Raw genomic sequence first — 12,339 nt, 5'->3', positions numbered from 1 at the left:
GCTTGAGGACGAGTGGCCGCTAGGCCGCGATTCTGGCGGCGGCCAGGCTTCAGCTCCGCGGCGGCAGCCAGCCGGTCTGGACGAGTTGGCCGCCGCCCTTGCGGGTGACGAACTGGCCGCGTCCGGGTGTCAGCCTGGTCGCCTTGAAGTTGCCCATCAGCGGGCCCTCGCCGGGGTCGCCGGAGAGGATGAGGCCCTGCGCGCCGAGCTCCTTGGTCCGCTGCATCACCGGCTCGAAGGAGGAGCGGGAGGCGCCGGCGGAGCTGCGGGCGAGGATGAGCCGCAGGCCGACGTCGCGGGCGAACGGCAGGTACTCCAGCAGCGGGTTGAGCGGGTTGGCGCCGCTGGCCACCAGGTCGTAGTCGTCGACGATGACAAACGCGTCCGGCAGGTCGTACCAGCTGCGGTTGCGGAGCTGTTCGGGGGTGACGTCCGGGCCCGGCATGCGGCGGCCCAGCGAGCCGGCGAGCCCGGTCAGCACCTCCTGCAGCTGCGGTCCCGCCGCGCAGTACTTGTAGACGTGGCTGTCGGGCAGTTCGCCCAGCAGCGCGCGCCGGTAGTCGGCGACGACCATCAGCGCCTTGTCGGTGCTGTACCGCTCGGCGATCTGCTTGGCCAGCAGCCGCAGCACGGAGGACTTGCCCGACTCGCTCTCGCCGAAGACGACAAACAGCGGGTCGTTCTCGAAGTCGATGAACGCCGGCGACAGCGTCGTCTCGTCGACGCCGAACGCGATGCCGCGCTCGGGGTGCGCGCCGCCGGGCGGCAGTTCGTTGACGGACAGCATGGTCGGCAGCATCCGCACCTTCGGTGCCGGCTGTCCGGTCCAGTGCTCGGCGACCGTGGCGACGAAGTGCGCCATGCCGTCGGAGAGGTCCTCGGTGTTGCTGGAGCCGTCGATGCGCGGCAGGCCGGACAGGAAGTGCAGCTTGTCGGGGGACAGGCCGCGTCCCGGCTGGCCGGTCGGCACGTTCTCGGCCCGCTTGCGGTCGAACTCCGACTCCATCGGGTCGCCGAGCCGCAGCTCCACCCGGTTCAGCAGCTGGTCGCGGAGCGCCGGGCGCACCTCGGTGTAGCGAGCGGAGGTGATGACGAGGTGGACGCCGAAGCCCAGACCGCGGCTGGCGATGTCCAGGATGACCGGGTCCATCATCTCGTAGTCGGTCTTGAACGTCGCCCAGCCGTCGATGAGCAGGAAGACGTCGCCCCAGGGCTGGTCGGGGTACTGGCCGGCGGCGCGCCGCTGGCGGAAGGTGCCCATGGAGTCGATGCTGTTGTCGCGGAAGAACTCCTCGCGGGCGTTGAGGATGCCGACGACCTCGGAGACCGTGCGGCGGACCTTCTCCGCGTCCAGGCGGGTGGCGACGCCGCCCACGTGCGGCAGGCCCTCGAAGGCGAGCATGCCGCCGCCGCCGAAGTCGAGGCAGTAGAACTGCACCTCGTAGGGGGTGTGGGTGAGCGCGAACCCGGCCATGAGGGTGCGCATGATCATCGACTTGCCGGACTGCGGGCCGCCGACGACCAGGCCGTGGCCGGCCGAGCCGGAGAAGTCCAGGTACATGACGTCGCGGCGCTGCTCGAACGGCTTGTCCACGATCGCGACCGGCACGATCAGCTTGCTCTGCGCGGTGTACTCGGCGGCGTGCACGCCCCGCTCGGGGCTGACGGCGAGCGCCGGCAGCAGCCGGTCCATCGACGGGGACTCCTCCAGCGGCGGCAGCCACACCTGGTGTGCCGGCGGGCCCTGTCCCTGGAGGCGCTGGACGATGACGTCCAGGACGGTGTCGGCGAGCGCGTCGTCCTCCTGCTCCGGGACCTCCTCCAGCTCCGGCTCCTCGATGAGGTGCCGCTCCACGGACTCGGCGGTGAACAGCACGGGCAGCTTGTCGGTGCGCACGCCGCCGCCCCCGCCGCCGCCCCCGCCGGACCGGTAGGGCCCGGACACGTAGGCGGCCTTGAACTGCACCATCGTCTCGGTGTCGTACTTCAGGTAGCCGGCGCCGGGCACGTTCGGCAGGTGGTAGGCGTCCGGCACGCCGATCGCGGCGCGGGACTCGGCGGCGGAGAAGGTGCGCAGACCGATCCGGTAGGAGAGGTAGGTGTCCAGGCCGCGCAGCCTGCCCTCCTCCAGCCGCTGCGAGGCCAGCAGCATGTGCACGCCGAGCGACCGGCCGATACGGCCGATCTGGATGAACATGTCGATGAAGTCCGGCTTGGCGGTGAGGAGTTCGGAGAACTCGTCGAGCACCATCACCAGCGAGGCCAGCGGCTCCAGCGGGGCGCCGGCCGCCCGGGCCTTCTCGTAGTCGGTGATGTTGGCGTAGTTGCCCGCCGACCGCAGCAGCTCCTGCCGGCGCTGGAGTTCGCCGGTGATCGCGTCGCGCATGCGGTCGACCATGGTGAGGTCGTCCGCGAGGTTGGTGATGACGGCGGCGACGTGCGGCATGTCCGACATGCCGGTGAACGTGGCGCCGCCCTTGAAGTCGGCGAGGATGAAGTTCAACGTCTCCGACGAGTGGGTGACCGCGAGGCCCAGTACCAGCGTGCGCAGCAGCTCCGACTTGCCGGAACCGGTCGCGCCGACGCACAGGCCGTGCGGGCCCATGCCCTCCTGCGAGGCCTCCTTGACGTCCAGCATGACCGGCTGGCCGTCCTGGCCGAGGCCGATCGGCACCCGCAGCCGCTCGTGGAGCGTGCGCGGCCGCCAGGTGCGGGAGACGTCCACCGAGCCGGCGTCGCCGATGTTCATCAGGTCGGTGAAGTCCAGGTTGGCCAGCAGCGGTTCGTCGCCGTCGGCGGAACCGGCGCGCAGCGGGGCGAGCTGCCGCGCCAGCGCCTCCGCCTCCGAGACGGACAGCACGTCCGGCTCCCCCGTGTACACCGCGCCGCTGGAGGACTCCAGCGTCAGCCTGCCGGGCGCCACCTGCACGGCGAGCGAGCTGCGCAGCTCGTCCAGGTCGCCGGGCACCACCTCCAGGATCGTCACGCCCTGCAGGCCGTCGGCGCCCGCGATCACCGAGTCCGCCGGAACCCCGCCGCCGTCCAGCACGACGACCACGTGCGGGGCGTCGGCGACCGGCGCGCCCTGCGGGTTGAACCGGCCCCGCCCCTCCAGGTCGTCGGCCAGCAACTCCTCGACCTCGCCCAGATCCTCGACGACGAGCCGCCGCGTGCCGGCGCCGTCGAGCGACGAGTGCTGCACGTGCGGCAGCCACTTGACCCACTCCCACTCCTCGAGCGCGCCCGGCGCGGCCACCACCGCGACCGTCAGGTCCTCCGGCGAGTGCAGCGTGCACAGCTGGGCCAGCACCGCGCGGGAGGTGCCGTACACGGTGTCCGGGTCGCCGGAGACGGTGATGTGGTAGAAGGCGCGCAGCGACACGGCCAGCGGCAGCCCGTCCAACGTGCCGTGCACGGACAGGAACTGCTTCATCGCGTGCGCGGTCAGCGGCTCCAGCTCGTCCACCGGCGCGGTCTCGGGAGCCTTGAGCGGGGTCGCCAGCTGCTGCGGGCCCAGGCCCATCCGCACCTGCGCGAAGTCCCCGTCGGAGGACCGGCGCTCCCACACCCGCCGACCCTCGGCGACGATCGACCACAGCTGGTCCGGGCTCGGATGCAGGAACAGCTGGGCGTCGCGCTGCTTGTGCGCCGTGCGCCGCACCTCACGCCGCTTCTGCGACAGGTACTTGAGGTAGTCCTGACGCTCCTGGTTCATCTGCCCCGACGGCCCCTGCCGGGACTTGACGATCTGGGCGATGACCATGGCCAGCGTCGAGCCGAGCATGATGACGCCCATCACCTTCATGAACGGGTTGCCTATGCCCGGCATGAAGAAGAACGCCGCGGAACCTCCCATGCCCAGCATGGGCAGGAGGTTCATCAGCATGTTGTTGTCGCCCTCGCGAGGGATCTCGGGCGGGGCCTCGAGCGTCACCTCCTCGCTCGGCACGTCGGGCGGAAGAGCCCGAGGCGGGCGCTTGACGACGATCACGCTCACCGGCGCACCAGTCCTTCACGCATCTCGCAGTTCGGACCGCCCCCGTGGTTGAACGGTCTCCCAGTGGCAACCGCCCCGGCGGGTCCGGACACCGACCGACGCGGGCGGGGTTGGCACTGGGCCGTGATCCTACTGACCGGGGACAACCCCAGGGGCGGGTGGGGCCATTGCCTTCGTCGACGGTACGCTGACGCTCCGCCGCCGCCTATCCCTGACGGCGTGCAGACAACTTCACAGACAACTTCACAGACAAGCCGCGACAGAGAACACGCGACAGAGAACAGCGGACAGAACCGCAGCACCGGACGAGGGGGCTCCGCCAGGTGAGTACGACCGCAGGGACCGGCTTCTGCCGGGTCACCGTTGCCGCGCCGGACGCACGAATCGACGTGGCACTCCCCGAGGACGTGCCACTGGTCGACATCTACCCGGAGATCCTGCGCCTCTCCGGCCAGGTGCAACCCGAGGGCAGCCCCACCGGCTACCACCTCGTCCGCCGCGACGGCACGGTGCTCGACGCCGGCCGCTCACTGGCCGAACAGCGCATCCTGGACGGGGACGTGCTGCTGCTGCGCCCGTTCGCAGAGTCGCTGCCGCCGGCCGTCTTCGACGACGTGTCGGACGCCGTCTCCTCGGCGGTCAAGCGCAACCGCCGCCGCTGGAGCGACGAGTTGATGAACGCCGCCGGCCTCACCGCCGGTGTGCTGCTGCTCTCGATGATGGCGTTTGTGCTGTGGTTCGCGAACCCCGTCGAACGCGACATGCACGGCCTGCCCGGCGTCATCGCCGCCGTCACCGGCGTCACCCTGGTCGCCCTGGCCGGCGTGCGGGCCCGGATCTACGACGACCGCAACTCCTCCATCGCGCTCGGCCTCGCCTCCCTGCCGCACCTGCTGCTCGCCGGCTCCGGCGTCTTCGGCACCGAGAGCGGGGAAGGGCCGGGACGACTCCACTTCCTCGTCGGCTGCGTGGTCGTCCTGATCGCCTCCGTGCTGCTGGTGGCGCTGCTGCCGTACGGCGACTCGCCGTTCGTCGCCGCCGCGTTCCTGGCCGCCGCCGGCACCCTCGCCACCTTCGTCGGCATCCTCACCGACGCCCCGCCGCGCGAGGTCGCCGCCGTGACCGCCGTCGTCGGCATCGCGCTGGTGGCCTGGCTGCCCGGACTGTCCGCGCGGTTCGCCCGGCTGCCCATCGGGTACCGCTCCCCGGACCAGATCGCCCAGGGCCGCGACTACGACGACGGCAAGCGCACCCAGGACGAGGCCGTCGACTCGGTGCGGATCGCCGCCCAGGCCCGCCGCGGCCACGAACTGCTGCTCGGCCTCGTCGCCGGCTGCTCCGCCCTGGTCGCCGTCGCCGCCGGCGTCATCCTCGGCTTCTCCGACAACGGCTGGGCCCAGCTGCTGGCGCTGGCCGCCGGCATCGCCATGATGCTGCGGGCCCGCCTCTTCGACTACACCTCCCAGGTCGCCTGCCTGCTCGTCGGCGGCCTGGTCACCGTCCTGCTCCTGCTGCTCGGCATCACCCTGGACCCGCCGGTGGAGGCCCTCCAGTCGCTCTACCGGGACGGCGACAGCGGCCCGCTGAACGTGCACACCGTCTGGTTCTCCGGCAGCATCGCGCTGGGCGCGGCCGTGCTCGTCGCCGTCGGACTGATCGTCCCCAACAAGGGTCTGTCACCCTTCTGGGGGAGGGTGCTGGACATCTTCGAGGGCGCGGTGCTGCTCTCCCTCGTCCCGCTGTGCCTGGCCGTCCTCGACGTCTACGCCGCCGCCCGCGCCATGACCAGCTAGGGACCCGTGTCCCCGCCGGGGCGGAGCTCCCGCACGGCGGGGCGACGGTCGGCGCGGGGCCGTCCGGGGCCTCGTGTACTCTAGGGGCGGCCGTTTGTGTACGCGCCCCCGGAGATCCCTCTGGAGGAAGCGCTCAGCGGATCCCCGCCTCCCGAGTAACGGAAGCTCCCCTGTGGCCAAGACCAGGGGCACTCGGTGGCTGCCCGCAAGGGCGAGGAAACCCAAGGAGTACGCGTGTCGTCCCTCGATGCCGCCACGAAGAAGCAGATCATCTCCGAGTTCGCCACCAAGGAGGGTGACACCGGCTCCCCCGAGGTCCAGGTGGCGCTGCTCACCCGTCGGATCACCGACCTGACGGAGCACCTCAAGACCCACAAGCACGACCACCACTCCCGCCGTGGTCTGCTGCTGCTCGTCGGCCAGCGCCGCCGCCTGCTGCAGTACCTGGCGAAGAAGGACATCCAGCGCTTCCGCGCCCTGGTCGACCGCCTCGGCATCCGCCGGGGTGCGGCCGGCGCCCGCTGACCGATGATGGAGGGAGCGGTTCCCAGGACCGGGGGCCGCTCCCTTCGTCGTACCTCACGGTGACCGGAACCTTTGTAGTCTGGTCCCACAGCTGAATCACGAGCTACAACATGAGGCGGGGCGCGCCCGACGCCGGTCCTCGGTAGTGGCACTCGGACGGAACGACTTCCGGGTGCTTCGATCGAAGACCGGCCCGCACAGGGAGCGCTCCACCGTACGAGCCGGCCGCGACACGCGCGGCCGGCGCAGACGAGGAGACAACACTGGTGGAGAACGAGACCCACTACGCCGAGGCAGTCATCGACAACGGCGCCTTCGGCACCCGCACCATCCGCTTCGAGACGGGACGGCTGGCCAGGCAGGCCGCCGGTTCCGCCGTGGCGTACCTGGACGACGACACCATGGTGCTGTCGGCCACCACCGCGTCCAAGAACCCCAAGGACCAGCTGGACTTCTTCCCCCTCACGGTCGACGTCGAGGAGCGGATGTACTCCGCCGGCAAGATCCCCGGCTCCTTCTTCCGCCGCGAGGGACGCCCCTCCGAGGACGCCATCCTCACCTGCCGGCTGATCGACCGCCCGCTGCGCCCCTCGTTCAAGAAGGGCCTGCGCAACGAGATCCAGATCGTCGAGACGATCATGGCGCTCAACCCCGACCACCTCTACGACGTGGTCGCGATCAACGCCGCCTCCTGCTCCACGCAGCTCGCCGGCCTGCCCTTCTCCGGCCCCATCGGCGGCACCCGCGTCGCCCTCATCAAGGGCCAGTGGGTCGCCTTCCCGACGCACAGCGAGCTTGAGGACGCCGTCTTCGACATGGTCGTGGCCGGCCGGGTGCTGCCCGACGGTGACGTCGCGATCATGATGGTCGAGGCCGAGGCCACCGAGAAGACCGTCGAGATGGTCAAGGGCGGCGCCCAGGCGCCGACCGAGGAGGTCGTCGCCGCCGGCCTGGAGGCCGCGAAGCCCTTCATCAAGGTGCTCTGCCGCGCCCAGTCCGACCTCGCCGCCAAGGCCGCCAAGCCCACCGGCGAGTTCCCGGTCTTCCTGGACTACCAGGACGACGTGTACGAGGCGCTGACCGCCGCCGTCCGCGACGAGCTGGCCCAGGCGCTCACCATCGCCGGCAAGCAGGAGCGGGAGACCGAGCTCGACCGCGTCAAGGCGCTCGCCGCCGAGAAGCTGCTGCCGCAGTTCGAGGGCCGCGAGAAGGAGATCTCCGCCGCGTACCGCTCGCTCACCAAGGAGCTGGTCCGCGAGCGCGTGATCAAGGAGAAGAAGCGCATCGACGGCCGCGGTGTCACCGACATCCGCACCCTGGCCGCCGAGGTCGAGGCGATCCCGCGGGTGCACGGCTCGGCCCTGTTCGAGCGCGGCGAGACGCAGATCCTCGGCGTCACCACGCTCAACATGCTGCGCATGGAGCAGCAGCTGGACACCCTCTCCCCGGTGAGCCGCAAGCGCTACATGCACAACTACAACTTCCCGCCCTACTCCACCGGTGAGACGGGCCGCGTCGGCTCCCCCAAGCGCCGCGAGATCGGCCACGGAGCGCTCGCCGAGCGCGCCATCGTGCCGGTCCTGCCGACGCGCGAGGAGTTCCCCTACGCGATCCGCCAGGTCTCCGAGGCGCTGAGCTCCAACGGCTCCACCTCGATGGGCTCGGTCTGCGCCTCCACCATGTCCCTGCTGAACGCCGGTGTGCCGCTCAAGGCGCCGGTCGCCGGCATCGCCATGGGCCTGATCTCCGAGGAGATCGACGGCGAGACGCACTACGTCACCCTCACCGACATCCTCGGTGCGGAGGACGCCTTCGGTGACATGGACTTCAAGGTCGCCGGCACCCGCGAGTTCGTCACCGCCCTCCAGCTCGACACCAAGCTGGACGGCATCCCGGCCTCCGTCCTCGCCGCGGCCCTCAACCAGGCCCGCGACGCGCGTCTGCACATCCTGGACGTGATGAACGAGGCCATCGACGTCCCCGACGAGATGTCCCCGAACGCCCCGCGGATCATCACCGTGAAGATCCCCGTGGACAAGATCGGTGAGGTCATCGGCCCCAAGGGCAAGATGATCAACCAGATCCAGGAGGACACCGGCGCCGACATCACCATCGAGGACGACGGCACCATCTACATCGGTGCCGCCGACGGCCCGGCCGCCGAGGCCGCCCGCAGCACGATCAACGGCATCGCCAACCCGACGATGCCCGAGGTCGGCGAGCGCTACCTGGGCACGGTCGTCAAGACCACCACCTTCGGCGCGTTCGTCTCGCTGCTGCCCGGCAAGGACGGTCTGCTGCACATCTCGCAGATCCGCAAGCTCGCCGGCGGCAAGCGCGTGGAGAACGTCGAGGACGTCCTCGGCGTCGGCCACAAGGTCCAGGTCGAGATCGCCGAGATCGACCAGCGCGGCAAGCTCTCCCTGATCCCCGTCCTGGAGGACGAGGAGGGCGAGAAGGCCGCCGACAACGGCGAGGCGAAGGACGACACCGACAAGTGACGCACCCGTCCCGTTCGACGGCCCGCCCCACCGACACGGTGGGGCGGGCCGTCGCCCGTCACCCGCGCCGCGCCAGCACCCGCACGCTGCTCGCGGGCAGCAACGGCATCGGCACGGTCCGCAAGACGGTGCTGCCCGGCGGCCTGCGCGTCGTCACCGAGACGCTGCCCTCCGTACGCTCGGCGACCTTCGGGATCTGGGTGCACGTCGGCTCCCGCGACGAGACGCCGGCGCTCGGCGGCGCCACCCACTACCTCGAGCACCTGCTCTTCAAGGGCACCAGGCGGCGCAGCGCGCTGGACATCTCGGCGGCGCTGGACGCCGTCGGCGGTGAGATGAACGCCTTCACCGCCAAGGAGTACACCTGCTACTACGCCCGGGTCCTCGACACCGACCTGCCGCTGGCCATCGACGTGGTCTGCGACATGCTCACCGGCTCGCTGATCCGCGCCGAGGACCTGGACGCCGAGCGCGGCGTGATCCTCGAAGAGATCGCCATGACCGAGGACGACCCCGGCGACTGCGTGCACGACCTGTTCGCGCACACCATGTTCGGCGACACCCCGCTGGGCCGCCCCGTGCTCGGCACGGTCGACACCGTCAACGCGCTCACCCGGGACCGCGTCGCCCGCTTCTACCGCAAGCACTACGACCCCACCCACCTGGTGGTCGCCGCCGCCGGCAACATCGACCACCACACCGTCGTCCGACGGGTGCGCGCCGCCTTCGAGCAGGCCGGCGCCCTGCGGAACGAGGACGCCGTGCCGGTGCCGCCGCGCGCCGGCAGCCGCCGCGTCCGCACCGCCGGCCGCGTCGAACTGCTCGACCGGCGCACCGAGCAGGCGCACGTCGTACTCGGCATGCCGGGCCTGGCCCGCACCGACGAGCGCCGCTGGGCCCTCAGCGTGCTCAACGCGGCGCTCGGCGGCGGCATGAGCTCCCGGCTCTTCCAGGAGGTACGGGAGAAGCGCGGCCTGGCCTACTCGGTGTACTCCTACACCTCGGGCTACGCCGACTGCGGCCTCTTCGGCGTCTACGCCGGCTGCCGCCCCGGCCAGGTGAGCGACGTGCTGAAGATCTGCCGCGACGAACTGGCACAGGTCGCCGCACACGGCCTGCCCGACGACGAGCTGCGGCGCGCGGTCGGACAGCTCTCCGGCTCGACCGTGCTCGGCCTGGAGGACACCGGCGCGCTCATGCACCGCATCGGCAAGAGCGAACTGTGCTGGGGCGAGCAGATGTCGGTCGACGACATGCTGGCCCGGATCGCGGCCGTCACCCCCGAGGACGTCCGCGAGGTCGCCGCCGAGGTGCTCGGCCAGCGGCCGTCCCTGTCGGTGATCGGCCCGCTCACCGACAAGCAGGCCGCCCGGCTCGACGAGGCGGTCGCCTGACGGCCCGTCGCACAGCTTCTCGTACCAGCCCGCCCGTAGAAGTAAGGAAGCACCACGATGAGCAAGCCGCTGCGCGTCGCAGTGATCGGCGCCAAGGGCCGAATGGGCTCCGAGGCCGTCAAGGCCGTGGACGCGGCCGACGACCTCGAACTGGTCGCCGCCCTCGGCCGGGGTGACCGGCTGGAGGCCGTGACGGAGGCCGGCGCGCAGGTCGCCGTCGACCTCACCCACCCCGACGCGGTCATGGACAACCTCGAGTACTGCGTCCGCAACGGGGTGCACGGCGTCGTCGGCACCACCGGCTGGACCGACGAGCGCCTGACCACCCTGCGCGGCTGGCTGGCCGACTCGCCCTCCACCGGCGTGCTGATCGCCCCGAACTTCGGCATCGGCGCCGTGCTCACCATGCGTTTCGCGCAGCAGGCCGCCCGCTTCTTCGAGTCGGTGGAGGTCGTCGAGCTCCACCACCCGAACAAGGCGGACGCGCCGAGCGGCACCGCCGTGCGCACCGCGCAGCTCATCGCGTCCGCGCGGGCCGAGGCGGGCTGCCCGCCCCAGCCGGACGCCACCAGCACCGCACTGGACGGCGCCCGCGGCGCAGACGTCGACGGTGTCCCCGTGCACGCGGTCCGGCTGCGCGGCCTGATCGCCCACCAGGAGGTGCTGTTCGGCGGCGAGGGGGAGACGCTGACCATCCGGCACGACTCCCTGCACCGCAACTCCTTCATGCCCGGCGTGCTGCTCGGCGTCCGGCGGGTCGTGGAGACACCCGGACTCACCTTCGGGCTCGAGCACTTCCTCGACCTGGACGGCTGAGGCACCGGGCATGCGCGCGAAGATCACCTACTTCGTCCTCGCCGCCGTCCTGTGCGTGTACTTCGTACTGGTCGGCGGCCGGGGCGTGGCGCTCATCCGGTACGGCACCCCGGTCACCGTCGGCTTCGGCGTCGCGGTGCTGGTGCTGCCGCTGATCGGCCTGTGGTTCCTGTGGCAGAGCACGGCCTTCGCCCACCGGGCGGGCCGGCTGGCCAGGGAGCTGGAGGCCGAGGGCGGGCTCCCGGTGGACGAACTGGAGCGCACGCCCAGCGGGCGTGTCGACAAGGCGTCCGCCGACGCCGTCTTCGCCCGCCGCAAGGCCGAGACGGAGGCCAGCCCCGACGACTGGCGCAGCTGGTTCCGGCTCGCCGTGGCCTACCACGACGCGCGGGACACCCCGCGCGCCCGCAAGGCCATGCAGCGCGCGATCACGCTGCGCCGCACGGCCGACGGCTGACAGCCGCACGGCCGGCGGCCTGCGAACGGCTTGGGACCCGTCCCCCGGCCCGGCCGGGGGACGGGTCACCCGTCAGGAGGAGGGCCGGTGCTCCTCGGCCCACGCCTCCAGCACGTCGGCGGCGCGGTCGAAGGCCTCCGGCCGGGAGAGGAAGTCCGCGCTGTGGTCGGTCAGCAGCACCCGCAGCGCCTGACCTGACTGCCGGCGGACGACCAGCGCCTGCCCCTGCACGCCGCGCGGCAGTCCCAGCCACCGCACCGGCTGCTGGACGGTCCGCACGGAGGCCACCTGGGCCCACGGCAGCGTCCTGGTCCACAGCAGGCCCACCTGCCGCAGCCCGTGCGAGCTGACCCAGATCCCCACGCGCAGCACCCGCAGCGCGCAGGCGATCACCACCGCCGCGGCCGCCAGACACACCGCGCCGCCCCTGAGGGTGCCCGCGAGCACGATGATCAGCGCGGAGACCAGCAGATAGGCGGAGAGCAGGAGCAGCAGCGCGGCACCGGCCACGCGCCACGGTCCGGGCCGGTAGGGGCGCCGCCACCGGCCGCGGTCCTCGTAGGGCAACGGTTCCTCGGCCGGGCGCGCGTGGTCGCGCAGATCGTCATCGGCCGTCAGGAAGGACATGGGCACGGCGGATCCTCGTTCACGGGTTGATCTCGTGGACAGGAACGACTCCTGTGGCAGGTGAGGCTATCCGGCCCGCTGCCGCCTCACCAGGCCGGGCGCCGACACGGCGTGCCGGTCAGCGGCTCTGACCGGCCTGCTCCTGCTGCTGCACCCGGTCCCGCTGCTGCTCCACGTCGAGCGCCGGCATGCCGAGCAGCAGCGACCCGACCAGCCCGGAGACCACGAC

At 71.6% G+C, this 12,339-nt stretch carries 8 protein-coding genes; 6 read left to right on the top strand and 2 right to left on the bottom strand.

The genetic code is table 11. The features are described 5' to 3' along the window. Positions 1-49: 49 nt before the first annotated feature. On the bottom strand, positions 50-3,997 hold the full coding sequence (gene eccCa, locus GL263_RS11630; RefSeq protein ID WP_182855556.1) for a type VII secretion protein EccCa: 3,948 nt from the start codon (positions 3,995-3,997) through the stop codon (positions 50-52). 323 nt (positions 3,998-4,320) lie between these two features. Here eccCa and eccD point away from each other — a divergent pair, with 323 nt between their 5' ends. From eccD to GL263_RS11600, 6 genes are all read left to right on the top strand, one after another. After that, positions 4,321-5,790, top strand: a complete 1,470-nt coding sequence (eccD, locus tag GL263_RS11625; RefSeq protein ID WP_182855555.1) for a type VII secretion integral membrane protein EccD — start codon at positions 4,321-4,323, stop codon at positions 5,788-5,790. A gap of 234 nt (positions 5,791-6,024) precedes the next feature. Continuing rightward, positions 6,025-6,315: a 30S ribosomal protein S15 gene (gene rpsO / locus GL263_RS11620; protein ID WP_143648183.1), complete on the top strand. Its 291-nt coding sequence runs from the start codon at positions 6,025-6,027 to the stop codon at positions 6,313-6,315. 266 nt (positions 6,316-6,581) lie between these two features. Beyond that, positions 6,582-8,816: a polyribonucleotide nucleotidyltransferase gene (locus tag GL263_RS11615; RefSeq protein WP_182855554.1), complete on the top strand. Its 2,235-nt coding sequence runs from the start codon at positions 6,582-6,584 to the stop codon at positions 8,814-8,816. After that, positions 8,813-10,210, top strand: coding sequence for a M16 family metallopeptidase (locus tag GL263_RS11610; protein WP_182855553.1), 1,398 nt, complete (start codon positions 8,813-8,815; stop codon positions 10,208-10,210). Before GL263_RS11615 ends, GL263_RS11610 begins: the two co-directional genes overlap by 4 nt. A gap of 57 nt (positions 10,211-10,267) precedes the next feature. After that, positions 10,268-11,026, top strand: coding sequence for a 4-hydroxy-tetrahydrodipicolinate reductase (gene dapB, locus GL263_RS11605; RefSeq protein WP_182855552.1), 759 nt, complete (start codon positions 10,268-10,270; stop codon positions 11,024-11,026). Positions 11,027-11,036: 10 nt separating this feature from the next. After that, the gene (locus tag GL263_RS11600; protein WP_182855551.1) at positions 11,037-11,483 is read left to right on the top strand and encodes a tetratricopeptide repeat protein; all 447 of its coding nucleotides are present in this window, start codon (positions 11,037-11,039) and stop codon (positions 11,481-11,483) included. Positions 11,484-11,555: 72 nt separating this feature from the next. On the opposite strand, the gene GL263_RS11595 is transcribed toward GL263_RS11600, so the two are convergent. Further along, positions 11,556-12,116, bottom strand: coding sequence for an SCO5741 family PH domain-containing membrane protein (locus tag GL263_RS11595; RefSeq protein ID WP_182855550.1), 561 nt, complete (start codon positions 12,114-12,116; stop codon positions 11,556-11,558). Positions 12,117-12,339 lie beyond the last annotated feature (223 nt).

It is taken from the genome of Streptomyces durbertensis, assembly GCF_014156695.1.
GTDB lineage: Bacteria > Actinomycetota > Actinomycetes > Streptomycetales > Streptomycetaceae > Streptomyces > Streptomyces durbertensis.
Note: the sequence above shows the minus strand (reverse complement) of the source record. Positions and strands in the feature narration are given on the sequence as shown.